We start from the raw sequence: 22686 nt of genomic DNA, 5'->3' as shown, positions 1-22686 counted from the left end.
GGGTATGGGATACAGTGAATTACAGGTAACTTCAAATTTCAGTTTTTTGCGTGGGGCATCTCATGCAAATGAGCTGGTGGAACGTGCGGAGGCTTTGGGTTATCAAAAGATAGCGATCACCGACCGGAATACCCTCGCCGGAATCGTGAGAGCGCATTCCGCCTGCAGGGAAAAGAGCATCAAGCTGATCCCCGCCTGCAGGCTGGATTTACTGGACGGGCCAAGTTTGCTGGCTTACCCTACTGATCAGGAGGCTTACGCGCGTTTGTCGGCCTTGCTGACCTTAGGGAATCTGCGTGCGGAGAAAGGGTCCTGCCATATCTCACGCCAGGATGTATACGAACATGCCAAAGGGATGTTGTTTGTAGCGGTGATGCCGGGTGTGCTCGACAGGCGTTTTCAGTTTGAACAGGAATTTGTCAGCGCCATTGCGCAGTACCGTGAGGCGCTGGGGCAACAGTTATACCTCGCTGCAAGCCGGACTTATCTGGGCAATGACGACAAGCTGATCTTCCGGGTCAGCCAGCTGGCAGAAAAACTGGATATTCCTGTAGTCGCCACGGGCGATGTCCATTACCACGATCCCTCACGCAGGGAGCTGCAGGATATCCTGAGCTGTGTACGGGAGAAATGCACCATCCAGGAGGCCGGGTTCCGCCTGCACCAAAATGCAGAACGTTATTTCAAACCTGTGGAAGAAGTACAAAGGCTCTTCAGGAAATATCCCGGGGTAATTGAAAATACGCTGCGGATCTCTGAAGCATGTACCTTCTCACTGGATGAGCTCAAATACGTCTATCCCGAAGAGATCAACAAAAGCGGGAGGTCGCCTCTGGAAGAACTGGAATACCTCACCTGGAAAGGCGCCCATGAATTCTATGGAGAAACGATACCTGAAAAGGTGGTCACAATGGTCAATCATGAAATGGCTTTCGTCAAACAGATGGATTACGCGAACTATTTTCTTTTTGTAGAAGACATTGTGAGGGAAGCACGCAGCCGCGGGATTCTTTGCCAGGGGAGAGGCTCCGCGGCCAATTCAGCAATCTGTTTTTGTCTGGGGGTGACTTCCGTGAACCCGATGAAGTTTGACCTGCTCTTTGAACGTTTTATTTCTCCTGCCCGTAATGAGCCACCGGATATTGATGTGGATTTTGAGCATGAGCGGCGTGAGGAGATCATCCAGTATATTTATAACAAGTACGGGCGTGACCGCGCGGCTATCGTCGCTACCGTTACGCAGCAACATCAGAAAGGAGCCATCCGGGATGTAGGCAAAGCGATGGGACTTTCCGTAGATACGATCAACAGGCTGTCTGCTTCATTATGGCAACATACCGATGAGTGGTTCGAGAAAGAGCGCTTAATCGAGCAGGGGCTCAATCCCGACGATCCCCATTTAAAGAAAACCCTGGAACTGACGTCACAGATGATGGGTTTTCCGAGGCAGCTGGGCCAGCATACAGGCGGATTCGTCGTAACCAATGGGAAGCTTACCGATTTGTGTCCGATCCTGAATGCAAGGATGGAGGACAGAACCAATATCGAATGGAACAAGGATGATATTGATGATCTGGGATTTTTAAAGGTCGATGTGCTGGCATTGGGCATGCTCACCTGCATCCGTAAAGCTTTTGATCTGTGTCGCGACCATTACGGCCTTAATCTAACACTGGCAAATATTCCGCAGGATGATCCTGATGTATATAAAATGATCAGTGCAGCAGATACTCTGGGGGTATTCCAGATTGAAAGCCGCGCACAGATGTCTATGCTGCCGCGCCTGAGGCCAAAGAGTTTCTATGATCTGGTGATCGAAGTGGCGATCGTGAGGCCCGGTCCGATACTGGGTGATATGGTGCATCCTTATCTCAGAAGACGAAACAACGAAGAGCCTGTTAGTTATCCATCAAAGGAACTGGAAGAAATTCTGGGCAGGACGCTGGGCGTACCGCTTTTCCAGGAACAGGCGATGAAAATCGCGATTGTTGCTGCAGGATTTACACCAGCCGAGGCGGATGGACTGCGGCGCAGCATGGCCACTTTCAAGTTCAAGGGACTGGTGAACCATTTTGAGAAAAAGCTGATCGACGGCATGCTGGCCAAAGGCTATACCGAGGAATTTGCGAAGCGGATCTTTAAGCAGCTGGAAGGTTTCGGGAGCTATGGTTTTCCCGAAAGCCATGCGGCAAGCTTCGCACTGCTTGTGTATGTCTCCTGCTGGTTAAAACATTACTTTCCGGATGCTTTTGCCACTGCACTGCTCAACAGTATGCCGATGGGATTCTATCAGCCTGCACAAATCGTGATTGACGCTAAGAAACATACTGTAGTGGTCAGGGAGGTGGATATCAATTATTCGCTATGGGATAACCAACTGGAAGAGCAATCGGGAAAGTATCGTGCGATACGTTTAGGTTTCCGGCAAATTAGTGGCATCAGGGAAGAAGAGATCGCCTTGCTGGTCAAGGGTCGTGGGAACAATTACCAAAGTATAGCCGCCCTGCGGAATGCAGGCATTTCTATTACAACACTTGAGCGTCTGGCAGATGCCGATGCTTTTCGTTCCATCGGTATGGACCGGAGGAAGGCACTTTGGGAAGTTTCTGCCTTGCAGGATATGCCGGAAGAACTGTTTAAAGGGCAGCCTTCGGAAAGTGTGCTGGAAACACAGGTAGAACTTCCGCTGATGAGCAAAGGAGAACATGTGGTTCAGGATTATGCAACTATGGGTTTGTCCCTTAAAGCCCATCCGGTAAGTTTTGTGCGGAGCCAGCTTGAGATGTTACGTATTCTTTCCTGTAAGCAGATCAACGAGGATGCAGGGCATGGGCAGCTTGTAAAAGTTGCAGGATTAGTTTTGGTGCGGCAGCGCCCCGGTACAGCAGGAGGGGTGTGTTTTATCACTATCGAAGATGAAACTGGTTTCAGCAACCTGGTGGTTTTCGAGAAACTTTTTGAGAAGTACCGGAAGGAAATATTACACGCGAAGTTATTAATGGTAGAAGGGAGATTGCAGCGTGAAAAGGAAGTCGTCCACGTCATCGTCAGCAAATGTATCGATCTGACGAAAATGCTTGGCAAGCTCGTTGAAAAAGAACTGGATGACGATGCCGTGCCATTCCAGGCACAAGATAAACGCACGCAGGTACGGCAGGATGCATCAAAGCAAGCCTTTCACGGGGGCAGGAATTTTAAATAGTATTCTGACGTACGGAATCCTAAACTTATTGTTAAAATTGAGCTGCTGTCTTACCTGAATGGCGGGAGATCAATGGGCGAAAAATTAAATCTAAGGCAATATAGAAACAAGCCAAATTGATAAATCGCAGGTAGCTTGGGTGGTCCTGAATTCGCTATAAGTCATATGGATTGCAAAGATTTTTAATGATTGTAACCAATACACTTGATAGTAAGATTTGCTCTGATTTATACCATACACTTATAATTTTGCTGGCTCTTTATACAATCCTTTGTAGGACAGTTCTATGATGCATCCCCGATAGGATATTTGCTGTGGATTCTCTTTTGATGGTCCCGAGCTCACCGAAGAACTATCTACAGCCAGATAAATTTTCAGTCCATCCGGAGAAATGGCAATATCCCTGTAGCGAACATTTCCTTTTACATAACTGTAAATATTACCTGCAGCCTTTTTTCCGGAGGTATCAAGTTTAATCCGCAACAGCGCTCCACCTTTTAAGGTAGGAATGAGTACAGAATTTTTCCAGCCCGGAATAGCTGAGGAAGTGTATACCGCTATACTTGAAGGGGCATAAGAATTCCATTCCTGATCTTCTTTGTTGGAAATGATTGACTGGAAGTGTTTATTCATCGTCTCCTTAGGTGCGGGATCGAGGCTGACAATCGGATTACTGTAGTTTGGACCTATCGCCCTTGCGTTCCGTACTTCACTGTCAATTAATAGGTACGTGGTATGCCAAATACGCGGAAGCGCTTTATTTGTTGATACGGAAGCTGCAAAGCCATCATAGTTTCCGTCCGCATATCCAATAACGAGCGGATGTCCGTAGTTGCAGCCTCTCTCGATCAGGTTAATCTCGTCGTCGGAATAAGGACCATGTTCAGTAGAATAAATCATTTCCTGTCCATTGATTACAGCAGAGGCGAGGCCCTGACGGTTCCTGTGACCAAGGGACCACACCGCACTTTGTCTGGTGGTATTAAAAGGATTATCATTAAGCAGCCATTTATCATACACTCCAGGGTCAGTGTCTGGTTCAATGTTAAACCGGAGGATCTTGCCCTCATAGCTCGTGGTGCGCGACAGTTCGGTTGCTATACAGCTACAGTCAAAATCATTTTTATAACAATTATCTTACAAAGAACATGTGTTTAATAAATTAATCTTAAATTCATTAAAACAATGTCGTTTCGTAATAATGAAGAAAAGTATATTGATTATAGAGGATGATGAGGAAATCCGGAATGTGATGAACATGATTCTGACTGAGGAAGGTTACAACGTACTTACTAAGCCCGGTATGATTGAACTTGATCCAAAAGACGAATTACCAGATCTAATTATTCTGGATAATTATTTGCGCGGCCAAACTGGACACGATATTTGTATGCAACTCAAAAGTGTTACAGTAACTGCTTGCATTCCAATAATTCTTATGTCTGCTGGGAACAACTTAAACGAGACCGCTGTAAGTTGTCATGCAGATGCATGCATTAGCAAGCCATTTGACATTGATGATCTGACTTCATGCGTTAAAGAATTATTGCCATTATAAGAATACCCATCTGGCTATATGTTTCTTTGTAAAGAAACGATAGTGATTATGATCTTTTGCCTTTGTATCGCAATTTTCAAAATTAATTTTAATTCATTTTCATCATTTCACTGTATTGTCTCCTTATACGTTACCTATTGGCAAACTAAATCGAAACTCTGACCCTTTGCCATAACTGCTTTCTACCCAAATCTTACCACCATGTTCTTTAATGATCTCAGCGCACAAGTAAAGCCCTATACCAAAACCAGATACATGCTTCGTCTTTTCATTTTCAACTCTATAATATCTGTCAAATAAGCGATCTCTATCTTCAGGTTTGACACCTATGCCTTTGTCTTTAACGCCAAGTACTGCATTGTTGTTAGCATATACACAGGACACTTGAATCGTCGATCCAGGAGGCGAATATTTTACTGCATTGCTTATAAGGTTCATAATCACTTGACTTATCTTCTCTCGATCCCCGAAAACGATAGTTTCCATTATTGGAGCGAAGTAAATGTTGTGAGTATTTACCAATAGCATTATCTCATCTTCAACCACTTTTACTAATATAGCGAGATCAAATGTTTGCTGATCTAGGTGTATCTTTCCGGATTCGAATCGCGAAACATTTAAGAATCCATTAATCATTGCCGTCATTTTCTTAACTTGTTTCAATGACTTTTCTAAGGCTCCTAGTGCAAATTCATCGCCTTTTTTCAATGCCTGCCTGTGGAGCAATTGTATATAAGCATTAAGCGAGGTAACAGGAGTCTTTAACTCGTGACTAACCATCGCAATAAAATCATTCTTTCGCTGATCATCTTCCTTTTGTTCCGTGATGTCCATAACGACTCCAGTAAATGAAGAATATTCACCGGATACATGTTTTTTCAAGTTACCTATAGCTCTTAACCATCTGCGCCTTTGATCACCGTAGCCAATAACTGGATAAGTAACATCATAATCCCCACCATTATATATAGCATTCTCAAGTTCTATCGTAACATACTCACGATAGTCAGGAGTGATTTGTGCTATAGCATCTTCAATAGTGATTTCATCATCATGGTTAAATCCGAAAAGTTCCCTCAATCTTGCTGAGGTGATGAACTCCCTAGTGATCGAATGTATGTGCCAAGTTCCAAAGTTTGCAGCCTCAATAGCCAATCTAAGCGCAATTTCACTTTCTTCAAGTTGTATAATAGTTGAGTTTAATTGCCTTTGTGAAATTGCATAGCTGTCATTTGCAGAGAGTAATTCTTCATTTGTAGCAGTTAGTTCTTCATTTATTACAGATAGGTGATTAGTTAAACTTTGGTTTTCTTCTTCTGCCACATATAACTTTGTAACATCTTTTGCAGTGTGTATAATGCAATATGGTATACCATCCGCATTGAATATGGGCTTATATTGGTATTCGTAATATGCTGTTTGCAACCTTCCACTAACCATTGTTGTAGCCGGTATAACACCTTCATCTGTAATTCCTGTAAGCAAGACTTGCTGTAACATCCGTTTAAAGGGTTGCCCGCGAAGTTCAGGAACACCATCTTCAAGGGCTTTACCTATAATACTTTGATCTTTACCCCAGAACTTAATCATAGCTTGATTGGCAAACCGAATTATAATTTCCTGGTCCTCATAAATCGCAGTTGCTACTTCTGATTCATTAAGTACGCTCAATAATGATGACGGGTTAGATAAGTGGTGCATTTCGAACTGTATTATGATTTAGGTATCACTAAAATATATAAATATTCAACATGACCAAAATCAATAAAGGTTAAAATAATATTTACAGAGAAAATATACCTCACAGCTAGTGAGCATTTAAATAAAACAATACGTCCTTATCAGTAGATACTGTTCGGCATTTTCTTGTCATACTCCTTAAGGGGGTATTTAGGCTTCACAGCATTCATTCTTCCACTGCTCGTTTACACACATAGTCAAGGTCGCACTTACTTACATCTTCTTTGACAACTTCGAGTTGTTCGGACGCGGTGAGCAAAAGTACGGAGATTTGGACTAACAGAAGGCTTATGATGAGAATAGAAAATCCAACGGTCTGCTTGAACAAAGATATTGAACACAAAGCAGCGCTTGCACGATTATGCAGACGCTGCTTGAACGAACTTTTTGCTGATCAGTGTTAGTTATGTAACACGGTATTCGCTACCATACTGCCATCAGCAGCATCAGTAAAATAAATGGTGTATATTTTTCCGGCCTGTAATCCCGGAATGATGAAACTATTCGAATTGCTGTTTCCGGTTATACTTTTGATCTGTACGCTAAAGTTGCCGGCCGCAACATACTTATATCCGCTGTCTTCATTTCTAGGCAAACTGCTTACCAGGTCGTCCCCGGAACCACTTTCTAACTTTACAACGGAAGGGCCGTTGTCACTAAAATATATAAACTTCACTTTCACTTGGTTATTGTTTGGTGCAGCAAGATCGTCCTTAAACACTTTAACCCTTGCCTTAGAACCCTGCCCAGCCAGGTATACGGTTTGGGTGATGTTGTTTGCCGTCCAGATTTCACCAGACGCGTATACAGTGTTTGTTCCCACATTTTTGTATTCTGCTACCAACCTTGTTCCGGATGGACTAGTCAAATAGTCTGATGTTTCCTGATAGTTCAAACCGTTGCTGACCAGCAAGGTACCTGCTAGTGTAAAGGTTTGTGGACCAGCGGTAGGCGAGGCGTTTACCACCTTCAGCCTGAATTGGCCTGAGTCGTCGACGTCATTTTTCTCACAAGATGAAATGAATGCGATTAAAATTAGGGCGAAAGCCATAAATACATTTCTGTTTGTTCCTGATATTTTCATGGTAATATATTTAAATATTTAATAATTAGACTATTGAATTATAATTTTGGCAGTACACACTACATATACTTCACTTTCATATTAATCTCTGCCTGGGCTTTGGGTTCTACTTTGATTTCGTCGAAGCTTGGCTTCTTCAACTTTTCCATAAAGAAATTTGAAAACCCGAATCCTTCTTTAGGAATGCCAACGATATTTTTATCGATTTTTCCGTTGCCATTTTCATCATCAACCATCGTAAATCCATAGGTTCCTGACTCCAACTGTAGTTGTACTGCCAGTGTTCCGTTAGTCATGCCTTTTTTGTCAAACATGACTTTTTTGTAAGGGTTTTGATCCTGATAGCTGGCATCGTCTTTAAAGATTTGTACAAGAATTTTCCCTTTGGCAGATCTGATGCCGGTGATGAAAACTTCTGATTTTTGTTGGCCCTTTACGTGGGAAGCGAGGAAAATCAGGAACAGGCCCGTCAATAACCTGACGGCTGACACATGTGCTTTTTTCATAATTTTATATGAGGAATGATTTAAAAGGTATAAAAGATACTGGCCTGTATGCTGTTGTTTTTAAAGTCGCCCAATCCCAGCGAAGGTGTTTCCTGAACTTTCTGGAATCCATAAACGTACCGGGCATCAAAGCCCAGTCCGATCTTGGATTTATAACCAAGGCCGCCAACCATACCAAAATCAATTTTTTTCGCAAATTCAGCATCTGTTATTCCACCAATATCCTCCTTCACTTTAAAACCTGCCTGTGGTCCGGCTTCTACAAAAAAGCCCCCATTGGTACGGTATTTAAACAAGATTGGTACAGAGGCATAGGATAGTTTTACCTCTCGTCCGGCAAGTATGCCATTGGTTACTTTTGCCCCTTGCGTAGCATATAAAAATTCTTCCTGTACCAAAAAATTAGGGCTAAACTTATAAGCAACGGTAAGCCCGGCCTGGAAACCCGGTAGTGGATCTGTTCCAAAATTTGCTTCTGTAAAATTACTCGCGTTACCACCTGCAGTAATTCCAAATTCCATTTTGCTCAGGATCTTTTTTGCGAAACTTTGATTTTCCGGTGCTGTTTGACTAAACCCTTCAATTGTGATTGTTACGAAAACAACCAACATAAATACTAACTTTCTCATAATCTCTTTTTTAGTTTGAATTAAGTGTATCCAGCTTGATCCGCTGGATAATTATTAATTCAAAGATGGCCCTGCTGAGGAAGTTATTAAGATAAAAAGAAGCTGAAGCGGGCAAAGATGGGTTTAAAAGGACGTATAGATTATTTGAAATAATTGAGGATTATTGATCGGAAAAAGTAGTACTATACTGTGGTCAGCCAGCTGAGAAATTGAGGTGCTTTAGCTTTGCTTACAATCACCTTTTCTGCGAAAGGGAATTTCAGATTAAGTGATAACTTTCGGGAGAAGAAGCTGGAAACATCAAGGATAGCGGCTCTGCAAACCAGGTTTTGACGGTTAACGCGGAAAAATGAGCTACCTGATAAACGTTCCAGTTCATCCAGGTTTTTGTTGGGATAATATATCTTTCCAGAAAAGGTGAGTAAGTGGATGATCTCATTTTGCAGGTAGAACATAGCGATGTCATCCAGGCTAATGGGAATAATTTTATCGAGGTGATACACTAATACAGACGAAGCTTTGTCCGCATCCTTGCCAGCAATTAGCTTGAGTAAGGCCCCATATTGTGGGGTTTGTTCAGAAGAAAATATTTTCTTCAATTGCATATATTTCTGCAGGGCATCATTTAATATCTTAGTGGTAAAGGGCTTTAAAATGTAATCTATTCCATTGGCTTTAAAGGCATCCAGTGCATATTCGTCGTATGCAGTACAGAAGATGACGGGAACTGCCATGGGCTGGCTGATAAAGATTTCAAAACTTAAACCATCACCCAATTGTATATCACTGAATATCAGGTCAGGTGCTTCGTGATCTCTAAAGTAGGCGATACCACTTTTAACTGATCTAAGCTGAACAATCTCTATAGGGGTGTCAATGAGGTTCCTGATATTGCTTTCCAGTTCCTCCGCAACAACGGCTTCATCCTCAATGATTACTATGTTCATTATTTAATAATTTGATACTAACTGAAAAGATATTTAATTCTTCTGTAATCCGCACCTCGTCACCAGACCACAACTTGTATCTTTCTGCAAGATTTGCGAGTCCGTAACTAGTAGAATTCACTTTCAACAGTTTCTTTTGCAGATTATTGCTAATCACTAACCAGCAGCCATGCTGCTTAATCATTACCCTCAGGGGCTCTTCCTGTGTAAAGTTATTATGTTTAAAAGCATTTTCTATCAAAGGTTGTAACGAAAAGGAAGGGAGATAATATTTGTTTAGTGTTTCTTCCGGCAAGTCAATGTTGCACTCCATAGCATTACCAAAACGGATTCGCTGCATCTCTAAATAATCATGGAGAAGATCTATCTCATTTCTTAATAGCGATACTTTTGCATTGTGGTGGTAAATAGATGCTCTTAAAAAATTGGCCATATGCACAATGTAGTCGTCGGCCGTCTGTGTATCCTTGTGATAAAGGGCCTTTAGTGTATTTAAAGCGTTAAATAAAAAATGCGGGTGGATTTGTTGTTTGAGAACCAGGTTCATCGCCTCTGCATTGCTGGCCTTTAAACGCGAAAGTTCCAGTTGGCTATGCATTTTATGTTCGTATAACAATACTGAATCGTGCAAAAGGGTTATCAGGGTACTAATCACAATGCCCGAGCCGATAAAAGCCAGTAATGAGCCCAGGTGCCAAAAAGACCACTGCTTATTACTCGCATACGCAAACGCCGGACGTAGCAGAAGGTAAATCGCAATACTCAGCCCATAGATGGATAGCCGCCTGCACAGCCAGAATTTTCTCCCCCTTATTGAAAGGTGTTCGGCCAGGATCACCATGATGCCGATATCCGAAAAGCCAACCAGCAGAATTCCAAACATCGTTAACGCTGTATAGGGGATAATATGAAGAGTTGGTTTGTCCGCATAGGAGGCAACCAGATAAAAAATAAAACCTATAATCAACGCTTGCAACCAGGTTAGCCAGATTAAACGTCGTAAGGGTAATTTTTCGTGCATTGCTAAAGTTAACGAATTTGCAATATGACTGTTCAGAAAAATCACCGAAGCGGGCAAAATAGCGGCTGAACTGATTTGTTCTGTATTTAGTGTCTGTTGTTAGACCATCTTCTGAAACCAGATCACCACTTAAAAACATATCTTTTGATAAAGTCAGATTGTTACCTTAAGTTTGATAATTGCCTGATGATAGCTTATCTTAAGCACTGGAACTGATTGTTTTCAAATAATTCTACTATTTTTGTCGTATATGCAGTTGCTCAGGGGTCAGGAACAGGATTTATTGTTAGCGTTAAAGGGAGGCAGCAGGTCTGCTTTCTTACAGCTCTACAACCTGCATGTAAAAAAGATATATGCCTACTCGCTAAGTATTATCAAATCGCCAAACCTTGCCCAGGATATTACCCAGGATGTTTTTATCAAACTATGGGAAACTGCAGCTCAGCTAAAGCCAGAACTTTCCCTGCAAGCTTATCTTTTTACCATTACCAGAAACCTGTCCCTGAATGTGTTGCGCAGTGCAGCAAAGGAGCATTGGATCACTGATGAAATTGCCGCCTATGCGCTGGACAGCGCTGAAGATGGAATGGCCTATACAGAACGCAGGCAAACCGCTGCGCTAATGAATGATGCGATCGCCCAACTTCCCCCTCAGCGCAGAAAGATATATGAGTTGTGTCACCAGGAGGGCTATTCCTATAAACAGGCAGCAGAAAAGTTGGGAATTACTGATGGGACCATTAACAGCCAAATGGTAAAAGCACTGCGGTTTATCAAGGGATATCTGTTAAGGAACGGCGCGCTGTTCTTTCTGTTTTTCATCAAGTATTAATTTTTTTTTATTTCCGGGTATATGTAGGGCCGTCCTTGTGTGTAATGCAATAAAGAGGAAATATTGGAACATTCAGTCAAGCAGCTTTTTTGCAGGTACATTCAAAACCGCGCTACCCGTGAAGAGGTAGAGGAGGTGATCGCTTTGATCAAAGCCGGAGGATACTCTGCAGAGTGGGAGTCCGCTATGCTGGATTCAGAGCCTGAAAGATCCGAGCCTGAAAAATCGGAGCTTGAAGACTCAGGGCGTGATCAGTCAGAGCGTGATCGGTCAGCGCATGTTTATTCGGCACCTCATGTATCAGCGCATAACTTCCCGGAACTGGATACCGCACTTTTATACCAGCGTATCAACAGGAAACTTTTCCTTGCGCTAAAAAGATCAGGTGATCACTGGATCGCTTACGCTGCTGCAGTATTGATTCTTTTGGCCGCAGGGCTCTTTTTTCTGAAACCAGCAGAACAGAAGGATAAACTTTTACAAACCACCGCAGGGATAAAACCCCCCGTGCATCCCGGACTGCGCAAATGGATAAAACTACCGGATGGCACATCTGTACAGCTCAATGCAGACAGTAAACTGGATTATCCAGAGAGCTTTGCAGGAAAAAATACCAGGGAAGTGACGCTAACCGGTGAGGCCTTTTTTGATGTAAAACATGATGCCAGCCATCCCTTTATTATTCATACCGGAAAACTCAAAACCACTGTTTTAGGCACAGCATTTAACATTTCTGCCTACCCATCCGCCAGGACACTAACTGTAACAGTGACCCGTGGAAAGGTGATGGTACAGAATGCTTCTGCAACTCTTGCAGTACTGAGGCCTAACCAGCAGCTCACATGGGACATCACTACTGCAGTTGCACAGAAACACGTGGTGAATGCAGAAGAGGTGGTTGCCTGGAAAGCACAGGACCTGATCCTGGATGATGTTTCACTGGAACAGGCTGCGGATAGGATTGCCGCCCGTTATAAGATAAAGGTGATATTTAAAAATGATAAGGTAAAAGATTGTCGTTTTACTGCGGCATTCCTCAACCGGAACCAGCTTAGCCAGGTCATCACAGTACTGACCGACATCACCAATGCCAGCTATGATCTTAAAGGGAATACTTTATTTATAGATGGCCCGGGATGTGATCATTAAAGAATCAAATTGAATAACCGTCCCGGCAAAATCCAAATGATCTGATTAACAAATCTAAATACCACAATTAACAAACCTACACACCTAAACTTCAAACTAACCATGCTGAACCTCAAATCCCCTGGCTGACAGATATTAAAGAACAAAGTAAACTCCGGCGCCAACCGGACTTTACAACAGTTTTAAATTATATATCAGACAACCTAAAACTATTGCAATGTATTACAATTCTACGCTTATTGCAAGCCGGAGCATTTCGGCATGCCACTACTTTTTTGTCAAAAATTCGAGCTTTTTTATGAAGATAAATGCGATCATATGTATCATCGTGCTCTTCTCGGTAAACAGCATTAACGCATCCTCTGTTTCCGCCCAGTCTGTAAAGGAGGTAAAGATCTCCGCAGGATTTTCTCCCGGCACACTGGAACAGGCATTTGCACGCATTGAGCGTGAAACAGAGTTCAGGTTTGCTTACCGCAAAGGTATCCTGACAGGTATTCGTTCGCCGGCCCTTTCTGCACAAACGCGCAGCGTGCAGGAAACCCTGGACGCCCTGCTGGCAGGTACAGACTTACAGTATAAACAGGTGGACAACAGCATTATCATCACCAAGACTACTCCGGTAATATCCGCTCAGCTCCAACAACACACCATTACCGGTACCGTTACCGATGAAAAGGGCGGGCCGCTGCCGGGCGTATCTGTGAAAATAAAAGGAGGAACAGTAGCTGCGATGACCGATGCTTCCGGAACTTTCAGGATCCAGGCCAGCAGGACTGAGACGCTGGTTTTTAGCTATATCGGATATATCAGTACTGAACGTAAAGTAGTAGATGAACAACCTATTGATGTGACCCTGAAATCAGCGGTAGGAACACTCGATGCCGTTGTGGTCATCGGTTATGGTACTACCACAAAAAGAAATAACACGGGTTCTGTCACTACGATATCTGCAAAGGAAATAGCGAATCAGCCTGTAACTGATCCTCTTGCCGCTTTACAGGGAAGGGTGGCCGGACTGGACATTTCTGCTGTCACAGGATATCCTGGCTCAGGATACAGCGTCCACCTGCGTGGACAAAACTCGATCTCTTCCGGAAATGATCCGCTGTATATCGTAGATGGAATTCCCTTTATCTCCGAAAGCCTGAGCCAGTTTACAGGGGCCAACGGCAGCCAGAGCCCGCTCAGCAGTATCAATCCCTCAGATATCGAGCAGATAGATATCCTTAAAGATGCGGATGCCACTGCTATCTACGGATCTCGTGGTGCAAACGGAGTCATTCTCATCACCACCAAGAAAGGACGGGCAGGAAAACCTCAGATTACCGCCAATATTTACCGGGGGATCTCAGCCGTAAACAAAAAGGTGGACATGCTGAATACCCCGCAGTATCTGGATCTGCGTCGCGAAGCACTTAAAAATGACGCTGTGACACCTACACAACTGAACGCACCGGATCTGCTGTTGTGGGACCAGAGCCTGAATCAGGACTGGCAGGAAAAACTCGTTGGCAAATCAGCACCGCTTACGCAGGCAGAACTTAGTTTGCGTGGAGGTTCTGAGCAAACGAACTTTATCCTCAGTGGTACGGTACGTGATGAAAAAACGGTTTTGCCTGGCGATCTGGGTTATAAAAGGGGCGCGCTCAATTTCTCACTGAACCATAAATCGCTCGACGAGAAGTTTAAAGTAACCAGTTCCGTAAAGTATACGGCCGACGAGAACAATACACTGCCGACAGACGTGACAAGTTTTTTTAACCTGGCGCCAAACTATCCAATTTACGACCCGGCAGGGAATTATTACTGGTTTAGCAACGAACAGAATCCCTATGCGTACCTGGAGAGAACCAGCCTCAGTAAAACAAATAACCTCTTTTTCAATACTGCAGTAAGTTACCAGATTATTCCTGGCCTGAATGCCAAGGTCAGCGGCGGCATCAACAAAATGGACCTGAAGCAGACGCAAACATTTCCCAAATTATCTTTTGATCCGGCAACCTATACAGGAAGTACGGCTAATTATGGTAACAGTAGCCTGAACTCTTACATTGTTGAGCCACAACTTGATTATACACTAAAGCTGGGCAAAGGAAATCTTTCTGCACTGGCAGGAGGTACCTGGCAGCATAGTGTAACCGAAGGGGAGTCGATTATTGGCAGCGGATACGCGAGCGATGAGCAGCTGGAGAATATTAAGGCTGCTACCCTGATCACTGCGCGCAGTTACACTTATACCAAATACCGTTACACCTCAGTCTTTGGAAGGTTAACCTATAACTGGGATGAAAAATATATCATCGATGGAACATTCAGAAGAGACGGTTCCTCACGTTTTGGGCCCGACAAGCAGTTTGGGAACTTTGGTGCAGTAGGTGCGGCATGGCTGTTCAGCAGCGAATCCTTTGTAAAGGATAAACTCAGCTTCTTGAGCTTTGGTAAGTTGAGGGCCAGCTACGGAACAGTGGGAAATGACCAGATCGGCAATTACCAGTACCTTGACAGCTGGTCATCTACAAGTTATCCCTATGGTGGCGTTTCTGGTCTGGCACCAAGCCGTTTCCCTAACCCTGATTACAGCTGGGAGGTGAATAAAAAGCTTGAAGCCGGACTGGATCTTGGATTTCTGGGAGACAGATTGCTCGTTACCGCCAATTTTTACCGTAACCGTTCCGGTAATCAGCTGATTGGTTATACACTGTCATCCCAGTCGGGATTCAGTGAGTATACTGCAAACCTGCCTGCAGTGGTACAGAATAAAGGATTTGAATTTGAACTGAATTCGGTAAACATCCGCAGCAACAACTTTACCTGGAGTACCTCTGCTAATCTTTCGATTGCCAAAACCAAACTGCTCAAATATCCGGATCTGGAAAATTCATCCAACGCCACAACCTATGTGATCGGACAGCCGCTGAATATTGTAAAAGGATTTGATTACCTGGGAATTGATAAGCAAACCGGGGTGCCTCTCTTTAGGGATGTAAACGGCGATGGTGTGATTACCGATCCGGCAGACATGGTAGTAATTGGCAATACGACACCCAAGTTTTACGGAGGATTGTCTAACAGCTTGTCGTATAAGAATTTTACGTTCGATTTTCTTTTCCAGTTTGTAAAGCAGGAGGGGCCTGGTCTTAATTATGGGTACCAGTCTTACTCGCTTGGACTAATCAAAAACAAAGATGTGAGTGCCCTGGACCGCTGGCAGCAGCCGGGCGATGAGGCAGACATTCCGGGTGCGAGCGCTACCGCGGGCAAGGCCATATATAATGCTTATCAGAACCAGTACAGGCTCTCCAGTGCCAATTGGGTTGATGCATCTTTTATCCGCTTAAAGAATGTATCGATCAAATACAATTTCGCCAGCATGCTTAAAAATTGGAAGCTCAATAATGTGACATTGTACCTGCAGGGCCAGAATTTGTTGACAATCACGCCATACAAAGGCTTTGATCCTGAAACGAAGGCCTACGCCTTGCCGCCCCTTGGTATTTACACTGCCGGCTTGCAGGTTTCCTTTTGAGGATTTAACAAACCGGTCAGCGGATAAGAAGATAAATTGAAGAACCCCGCAAAATCAAAATGAGTATTAAAGCACATTGGGCAGTATTGGTTTTAATCAGCAAAGATTCCATCCAATAATCTAAAAAATAAGAAAACAGATGAAAATATTATATTATATACTTTGTATTGCAGTGTTAACGAATATCATGTCCTGCAAGAAATATGTACAGGTTGAAGATCCAAAAGACCAGCTGGTAAGTTCCAGCATTTTTGTAAATGATGCAACCGCAACTGCCGCTATGGTAGGGATCTACAGCGACATGAATGCATTTAACTATCAGTTTGCCAATGTCATCACCACGTTCATGTGTGCAATGAGCGCAGATGAGTTTACTTACGCATCTACATTAGCAAACTTTGACGAGTTCAAAAATAATGCTGTAACTCCCGGCAACAGTTATGTGGGCATTATGTGGTCGCAACCCTACGGATTTATTTACCGTGCCAATGCAGTCATTGAAGGCGCTACGGCTTCAAATACCCTGAGCTCAGGTGTAAAGAACCAGTTACTCGGCGAAGCCAGGTTTGTGAGGGCCTTCTGCCATTTTTATCTGATAAACTTTTTTGGAGATGTACCGCTGATCCTGAATACTGACGTGCTAAAAAACACCAATCTGCCCAGAACAGCCAGCAAAGATGTTTATGCAGCTGTAATTGCAGATTTGGTGGAAGCGAAAAAATTGCTTGTTGCAGCCTATCCGGGTGGTGCAGAGCGCACACGTCCCAATAAAACTGCCGCATCGCTCCTGTTGGCAAGAGCTTACCTGTATACCGGAAACAATGCTTTGGCAGAGCAGGAAGCTAACGAAGTCATCAGCTCATCGGGATACAGTTTACTGAATAACCCGGATGTGACGAATGCAGCAAACATGACCAAAGCCTTTCTCAAGAACAGCAGCGAAGCCGTTTGGCAGCTGCAGGTAGTCAATACTGCCAACGGAAGGAATACCTGGGAAGGAAATACAATCGTTCCCACCGCTGCCCCGTTCTACAGATTAACCAGAGGCGCCCTGGGATTAGAATCTGGGTTTGAGCCCGGTGATAAACGCTTTAGCAACTGGGTTGGGAGTTATACCACCACGGCCTTTCCGCCAGTGACGTATTATTATCCATTTAAGTACAAAGTGCGTGTGGGCATTGCAGGATCAGCTCCTACGGAATATGCCATGGTCCTGAGATTTGCCGAAGCCTACCTCATCAGGGCCGAAGCGCGTGCTCAACAAGGCAATTTTGCGGGAGCTAAAGCAGATCTGGATATCATCCGCAGCAGGGCAGGATTAGCACCATTGGTTACTGCATCAAGCCTTACTGTTGCAATGGCGCAGGTGGAGCAGGAGCGTCGGGTGGAGCTTTTCGCAGAATGGGGGCACCGCTGGTTTGACCTGAAACGGTGGAAGAGTACCAGCGGAGCCGCAGGTAAAACGCGTGCTGACGATGTGCTGAGCCAAACGAAAACAGGATGGAAGTCTACGGCGATTCTCTTCCCGATCCCATCCGAAGCGATGCGCACCAATCCAAATATGGTCCAGAACCCAGGTTATAACTAAAAGAAAAAAATCATGCTCCTGATAAAAAAAATGTGTTTTGCACTGTTGCTCCCTCTGTTTGCTTTACTGCAGGCAAGGGGGCAGGCAGTAACCATCAATCCTGCCAGGCCCCAAAGGGGCGATAAAGTAACTGTTACTTATGATCCGGCAGCAGCTGATGCAAAGATCAATGCCGGTGTTCCAGCGGTAACGCTTGTTTTTACCTTTTCAACTTTCTACGATCTCCCGTATAAAATGCCATTGGAGAAAAGCGGTGCAGTGTGGACAACGTCGTTTACTGCCGGACGCTTTGCAACTTTTGCCACCTTTTATCTCGAAAGCGGAGAGTTGATCCAGCAGCCGGCAGCAGACAAACATTATGTAATTCCTGTATATGAAGGATCCAGGCGGGTCAAAAGCAGTTTACTGCATGAAGCGTATAGTTTATCCGCACAATCGCCGAAAGCTCCGGATCTGCAACAGCGCAAGCAGCTGCTGCTGAAGGAAGAGCTCAAAAATAATCCTGACAATTACGAGGCTAAAGTGGCTTTGCTTACTACCAAAATGGCAATAGCAAAAACCCCCGCAGAGAAGCTGATGTACAGGAAGCAGGCGAGGAAAGTTATTGCAGCCAAACTAGAGGAAAACCCGACACTGCCGGGCAACGTGAATAAGGTAACGATGGGTTACCTGATGATCGGCGAGAAAACCCGGCTGGATTCTGTCCGTAAGGTGATCATGATGCGTTTTCCAGAAGCAGATATTTCTAAAGATCTGCGCGCTGCACTCATAGGCAGGGAACAAGATAGTCCGGCCCGAACGGCGAAACTGGAAGCCTTGCTAAAGGACGACAAGCCTGGGGAAGAGGGCTCCGGAACTGTCCACAATCTTCTTTTTGAACACTATGCTGCGGCGAAGGATTCTGTAAAAGCTTTAGTTCATGCGGCAAAGCTGGTGACCAAGACCAATCCTTACACGCCGACTTCACTGAAAGATATTGCAATGACCTTAACAAAAAACAAAATTGCGCCTGCTGCGGCGATCAGCTATGCCGGACGCTCTTTGTCAATGGTGCAGGACTGGCCGGTGGGGATTATCCGTTATTTTCCGGAGTTTGGATATATTCCTTCCTATGTGGCTGACTCTGTAAGGAAGCAGGCTGTTGCCGAAGCCAAGTCGGCATTGCTCTCCCTGCAGGGACTAAATTATCTGGAGCAGGGAAACCGGAGCAAAGCACTGGAACTTGCCAGGGAAGCGCAAAGCCTGTCCTCAGGCCGTGAAGGGTTGTTGAACACAGCAGAGATATATGCTGCAACAGGCTCCCCTCAGCAGGCTTTTGATGCCTTGTGGCTTTTACTCTTAAAAAATCCTACAGATTCTGCAGTGCTGAAAACCGCAAAGCTGAACTTTTTGAAGTTTAACCCCTCACAAGTACAGTTTAATCAGAAGGTGACTGAGCTGGAGCGATTGGAAATTGACCAGCTGACTGCTAAAATTAAGACTCAGCTGATGCACAAACCCGGGCCGGAGCTTTCAGGTCTGGTTAATTTGCAGGGCGAACCGGTAACGGCAGAGATGATGAAGGGAAAAATTGTGATACTTGATTTCTGGGCTACCTGGTGCGTGCCCTGTATGCAGGAAATGCCATATTTCCACAAAGTGTATGAAAAATACCGGAATAATCCTGAAGTGATGTTCATGGTCGTAAACAGCGGCTCTAATAATACGATTGAGGATGCACGTAAATGGAAGTCGCAAAACCCCCAGTATACATTTCCCCTGTACTTTAACAATGATAAAAATATTGGCGAAAAGGTTGGTTTTGCCCTTATTCCTACTATTGCCGTGATTGACCAGTCAGGTTTACTTCAGTTCAGAACGGTAGGTTTTGAAGGGGAAATCCTGCAAAAGAAGCTGGGTGTAGAGATTGAAATATTATTGAATAAATAAACAGGGTTGCTGAAGAGCCTAACCACCCCTCATACTGCGCGGTAAATGATCCTGTGCCGCGCAGTAATTTACAGTAGATTGAGAACAGTTAGCAATATAACAGAACACATTAATAGGTTTTCAAAATAAATATTTCCCGATATCATGAAGACCCAAAGCAGTAGGCGCCATTGAGGTAGAGATTATCCCATTCTAAACCCGCGGAGGCAAGATTTCACCAGTGTCGTTCACGATACTTTGAATGACCACATCCAGTTCCTTAACAGATATATCCAGAAAGTTCAGTAGTTCCTGATCTCCTTGTTTATCTTGTAACATAAGATCAGTTAAACCTAAAATTCTGGACAAGGGTGCCCTGATCACGTGAGATTGCATAAAAGCTATTTTACGGAGTTTTTCATTTTGCTGTTCGATAGCCCCGGTATATTCAATCTGTCTGGTAATATTTCTTGCAATGGCTAGAAATGCCGTTTTGCCATTAAAAGGTATAATTCCGCATCTAACCTCTGCATAGAATGGGTGTCCATCCTTTCCCCGATGTTTTGCAATATTCTCTACAAATGTTTGGGAACGTTCTACTTCTGCTATGGTTCTTGAGAGATCTTCAATGCTCCCGCTTTCACGTATGTCGGGAATGGTCATACTTAAAAACTCGTCCTTGGTATAGCCATATTTTTCAAGGGCAGCATCATTCACCTGCAGAAACCGCATTGTATCGCGGTCAAAAATCCACATGGGAGTCGGATTAGAAAAGAATAATGTTTTGTAATGAGCTTCCGATTGTTTTAGCAGATTATTGTTTTGCTCCTTCTCTTTCAAATCTCGACGCAAAATTTCCATGAGCCTGTATTCTTTGTATATTGTTTGCTCAAGTCCGGCTAGTATATGACTGATCTGAGTAATAACAATGTAGTTTAGAAATAGGAAATTAAGAGAATAAGCAATCCAGTAGTTAATAGGATATTGCCCGATGAGAGGTGAATTGAACCATTTAAAAAAGATGATTAAGCCAAAAGTAATATATATCAGGACATTTAGTGCAAATGCCATATAGGCTACACGAGGAGAAAAGATAAAGGCTATGAATACCCCAATCACCATGAGATACACGCTGCCGATGCCAAAACTGCCCAGGTAAGCGATCAGGATAATGGCGATCAATGTCAATATCACAACAATAATCAGTTTTCGTATTGCCAGTTTAATCCTTTTACTCAACGCTATAATCACAAGTGCAGTAAAGGCACCAGCGTTGCAAACGCAGAGTAAATCATGTTCACTATAATAGGCAATGATGAAACTAGGGATCAATGCAAAAAGGCTTACAGGCATTGCGTACACTACGGAATTTGCAAATAGTTTATCCTTCCACAAATCAAGATGCTGAACTTTTATTTCATGTTCCTTGCCCAGAATTCTGTGCATCACATACTGCCTGTAAAGTTTCCAAGGCTGCAATAATTTACTGGTTTGAGGCGCTTGTTGTGACAAATGGTACTTAATTAGGGAGTCAAAGCCAAAAGAATTTAATTAGATATGAAAACGAAAAATTACAGTTTTTTGTTTTTAATATACTGTTGTGTTTTGATTTTTTCCCACATAATCAGTTTGTCTTCAATTTTCGAGAATGCCCTGATTTCGCCGTCCTGTGAGATGACCAGGCCTAATGCGGTTGGATGGTTCCAGCAGTAGGCGATCATGGAGCGGTGCCGGGTACCGTAGTCTTTAGGGTCCGCCGCGCTGAGTGATTTTGCTGTTGCAGTGGCAGTTGCGGAAACATAGATTTTGCGGGGCATTCTTTTCGCACGTAAGACCGCTCCAAAACCATTGCTAACCATGTCCCTATTGAACAGCACTACACCATCCACACAAGTCTGAGAGGCGATAAAGTTGATAGCTCCCGTAATTTCATCTGCTATTCCTGCTTTCTGCAGCAATGCAGCTGATTCTTTCTGATATAGGCTTTTGCTAATGCTACGTTTTCCTTCATGAATTTGAGCGGTTATATATCTGTCCAGCACATGGTTCTCAATTGAGGCTTTGGCATAGGCAATCATCGCGAAAATGAGGCGCTGATAGTGTATCTTATATTTGATATCGATGTCGGCGCTTTCGTCCGCAATGAGCAAGGCACCGCCATGCTGATAATTCTGAATTTTCAGCAAAAGCCTGGACAATGTTTGTATCCATAGGTTATCTAAAAAATCTTCCCATTCCTGGAAAGCCTGTTCTGGATAAGTTTCCAATAGATACTCTCTGATCTTTATTTTAAGAAAGTCAGAATTTCGTTTAAGGATTTTAGCGACAGGGCCAATAGTAAGCACGTCAAGGTACCGCTGCACCAGTACGTTTTGGTTGAGCGTTGCCAGGAGCTCGTAATCAAATAGTATGTTTAGTGTGCCTATGTCTTTAATAGAGACCTGGAAAAAGCCTGGCTGTTCAGAGTCGTTCTCAGATTCATAATTTAGAAAATTTTGGTATTGCATGGCCTGATCTATCATGCCCCAAATAAAAAGTCCATGGTCATCATAATAGACAGCAAGTGAGGTGCAGGAGGGGTCGGCAGCTTTTGAAAGCTTTGCCAGAGATTTAGTGGTCATTGGTATTCGCTGATCGAAGCTGATACAGCTCCACCTTTCGGCGACACTGCGCCGTGGCGGGTGCGGATCGGGGTTTGCTGGATCAATGAAGGTCACGGTAACCTTAATCAATTCACTTTCCTCCTTACACATACTGGTGAAAAATAAACATTCAAATAAGTTGTTCAGTACCCCAAGTTCGGGTATTAGCGTAATTCGCTTACTTTTTTTGAGTTTGTCCTGTACCAGGATAGCTAACTCCTGTGGTCTTGCGTTTTCCAAATCATCGATTTTTTGTATTAACAATTATTCTCCCGGATCGTTTGGCGGTCAGCAGGAAATGTGACTGGTTATCAAATGTTTTAGACAGGAAATTACTTCCTCTACAACATG

Annotated in this window: 16 protein-coding genes; 7 read left to right on the top strand and 9 right to left on the bottom strand. The window is 43.8% G+C overall.

Annotated elements, in window-relative coordinates:
- Positions 1 to 4: 4 nt before the first annotated feature.
- A complete protein-coding gene (locus FN831_RS00170) occupies positions 5 to 3202 on the top strand; it encodes an error-prone DNA polymerase (RefSeq protein WP_142526185.1) in 3198 nt (1065 codons plus the stop codon).
- 240 nt (positions 3203 to 3442) lie between these two features.
- Here the strand turns inward: FN831_RS00170 and FN831_RS00165 are convergent, their stop codons facing one another.
- A complete protein-coding gene (locus FN831_RS00165) occupies positions 3443 to 4291 on the bottom strand; it encodes a PQQ-dependent sugar dehydrogenase (protein WP_262711868.1) in 849 nt (282 codons plus the stop codon).
- A gap of 112 nt (positions 4292 to 4403) precedes the next feature.
- Here FN831_RS00165 and FN831_RS00160 point away from each other — a divergent pair, with 112 nt between their 5' ends.
- On the top strand, positions 4404 to 4760 hold the full coding sequence (locus FN831_RS00160; protein ID WP_142526183.1) for a response regulator: 357 nt from the start codon (positions 4404 to 4406) through the stop codon (positions 4758 to 4760).
- A gap of 123 nt (positions 4761 to 4883) precedes the next feature.
- Here the strand turns inward: FN831_RS00160 and FN831_RS00155 are convergent, their stop codons facing one another.
- The 6 genes from FN831_RS00155 to FN831_RS00130 form a co-directional block, all read right to left on the bottom strand.
- Positions 4884 to 6461 carry an ATP-binding protein gene (locus FN831_RS00155; RefSeq protein WP_142526182.1) on the bottom strand — a complete coding sequence of 526 codons (1578 nt, stop codon included), beginning with the start codon at positions 6459 to 6461 and terminating at the stop codon, positions 4884 to 4886.
- A gap of 439 nt (positions 6462 to 6900) precedes the next feature.
- On the bottom strand, positions 6901 to 7584 hold the full coding sequence (locus tag FN831_RS00150) for a DUF4397 domain-containing protein (RefSeq protein ID WP_142526181.1): 684 nt from the start codon (positions 7582 to 7584) through the stop codon (positions 6901 to 6903).
- A 59-nt stretch (positions 7585 to 7643) separates the two neighbouring features.
- Positions 7644 to 8090 carry a DUF2141 domain-containing protein gene (locus FN831_RS00145; protein ID WP_142526180.1) on the bottom strand — a complete coding sequence of 149 codons (447 nt, stop codon included), beginning with the start codon at positions 8088 to 8090 and terminating at the stop codon, positions 7644 to 7646.
- A 20-nt stretch (positions 8091 to 8110) separates the two neighbouring features.
- Positions 8111 to 8719 carry a porin family protein gene (locus FN831_RS00140; protein ID WP_142526179.1) on the bottom strand — a complete coding sequence of 203 codons (609 nt, stop codon included), beginning with the start codon at positions 8717 to 8719 and terminating at the stop codon, positions 8111 to 8113.
- A gap of 182 nt (positions 8720 to 8901) precedes the next feature.
- Positions 8902 to 9666 (bottom strand): LytR/AlgR family response regulator transcription factor, encoded by a 765-nt coding sequence (locus FN831_RS00135; protein ID WP_142526178.1) that lies wholly within the window; start codon positions 9664 to 9666, stop codon positions 8902 to 8904.
- A complete protein-coding gene (locus FN831_RS00130) occupies positions 9647 to 10687 on the bottom strand; it encodes a sensor histidine kinase (RefSeq protein ID WP_142526177.1) in 1041 nt (346 codons plus the stop codon). Before FN831_RS00130 ends, FN831_RS00135 begins: the two co-directional genes overlap by 20 nt.
- A gap of 250 nt (positions 10688 to 10937) precedes the next feature.
- Here FN831_RS00130 and FN831_RS00125 point away from each other — a divergent pair, with 250 nt between their 5' ends.
- The 5 genes from FN831_RS00125 (at position 10938) to FN831_RS00105 (ending at position 19714) form a co-directional block, all read left to right on the top strand.
- Entirely contained in the window at positions 10938 to 11519 is a 582-nt protein-coding gene (locus tag FN831_RS00125) for an RNA polymerase sigma factor (protein WP_142526176.1), read from the top strand.
- 63 nt (positions 11520 to 11582) lie between these two features.
- On the top strand, positions 11583 to 12668 hold the full coding sequence (locus tag FN831_RS00120; protein WP_142526175.1) for a FecR family protein: 1086 nt from the start codon (positions 11583 to 11585) through the stop codon (positions 12666 to 12668).
- Positions 12669 to 12966: 298 nt separating this feature from the next.
- A complete protein-coding gene (locus tag FN831_RS00115) occupies positions 12967 to 16197 on the top strand; it encodes a TonB-dependent receptor (RefSeq protein WP_246101242.1) in 3231 nt (1076 codons plus the stop codon).
- A 139-nt stretch (positions 16198 to 16336) separates the two neighbouring features.
- Complete coding sequence (locus FN831_RS00110; protein ID WP_142526173.1) at positions 16337 to 17785, top strand: RagB/SusD family nutrient uptake outer membrane protein; 1449 nt, start codon at positions 16337 to 16339, stop codon at positions 17783 to 17785.
- Between the two features lie 12 nt (positions 17786 to 17797).
- Positions 17798 to 19714, top strand: coding sequence for a redoxin family protein (locus tag FN831_RS00105; RefSeq protein ID WP_246101241.1), 1917 nt, complete (start codon positions 17798 to 17800; stop codon positions 19712 to 19714).
- 192 nt (positions 19715 to 19906) lie between these two features.
- Here FN831_RS00105 and FN831_RS00100 read toward each other — a convergent pair whose 3' ends face one another.
- Together FN831_RS00100 and FN831_RS00095 are read right to left on the bottom strand one after the other, a co-directional pair.
- Positions 19907 to 21139: a PAS domain S-box protein gene (locus FN831_RS00100; protein WP_394348267.1), complete on the bottom strand. Its 1233-nt coding sequence runs from the start codon at positions 21137 to 21139 to the stop codon at positions 19907 to 19909.
- A 125-nt stretch (positions 21140 to 21264) separates the two neighbouring features.
- Complete coding sequence (locus FN831_RS00095) at positions 21265 to 22575, bottom strand: putative sensor domain DACNV-containing protein (RefSeq protein WP_142526171.1); 1311 nt, start codon at positions 22573 to 22575, stop codon at positions 21265 to 21267.
- Positions 22576 to 22686 lie beyond the last annotated feature (111 nt).

It is taken from the genome of Pedobacter westerhofensis (assembly GCF_900182595.1).
In the GTDB taxonomy this organism is placed as follows: domain Bacteria; phylum Bacteroidota; class Bacteroidia; order Sphingobacteriales; family Sphingobacteriaceae; genus Pedobacter; species Pedobacter westerhofensis.
Note: the sequence above shows the minus strand (reverse complement) of the source record. Positions and strands in the feature narration are given on the sequence as shown.

Coding starts and splice junctions, on each gene's coding strand:
- FN831_RS00160 (WP_142526183.1), top strand. CDS start 4,404: ATGAAGAAAAGTATATTGATTATAGAGGATGATGAGGAAATCCGGAAT.
- FN831_RS00150 (WP_142526181.1), bottom strand. CDS start 7,584: ATGAAAATATCAGGAACAAACAGAAATGTATTTATGGCTTTCGCCCTA.
- FN831_RS00155 (WP_142526182.1), bottom strand. CDS start 6,461: ATGCACCACTTATCTAACCCGTCATCATTATTGAGCGTACTTAATGAA.
- FN831_RS00105 (WP_246101241.1), top strand. CDS start 17,798: ATGCTCCTGATAAAAAAAATGTGTTTTGCACTGTTGCTCCCTCTGTTT.
- FN831_RS00130 (WP_142526177.1), bottom strand. CDS start 10,687: ATGCACGAAAAATTACCCTTACGACGTTTAATCTGGCTAACCTGGTTG.
- FN831_RS00100 (WP_394348267.1), bottom strand. CDS start 21,139: ATGCACAGAATTCTGGGCAAGGAACATGAAATAAAAGTTCAGCATCTT.
- FN831_RS00125 (WP_142526176.1), top strand. CDS start 10,938: ATGCAGTTGCTCAGGGGTCAGGAACAGGATTTATTGTTAGCGTTAAAG.
- FN831_RS00110 (WP_142526173.1), top strand. CDS start 16,337: ATGAAAATATTATATTATATACTTTGTATTGCAGTGTTAACGAATATC.
- FN831_RS00140 (WP_142526179.1), bottom strand. CDS start 8,719: ATGAGAAAGTTAGTATTTATGTTGGTTGTTTTCGTAACAATCACAATT.
- FN831_RS00115 (WP_246101242.1), top strand. CDS start 12,967: ATGAAGATAAATGCGATCATATGTATCATCGTGCTCTTCTCGGTAAAC.
- FN831_RS00145 (WP_142526180.1), bottom strand. CDS start 8,090: ATGAAAAAAGCACATGTGTCAGCCGTCAGGTTATTGACGGGCCTGTTC.
- FN831_RS00170 (WP_142526185.1), top strand. CDS start 5: ATGGGATACAGTGAATTACAGGTAACTTCAAATTTCAGTTTTTTGCGT.
- FN831_RS00135 (WP_142526178.1), bottom strand. CDS start 9,666: ATGAACATAGTAATCATTGAGGATGAAGCCGTTGTTGCGGAGGAACTG.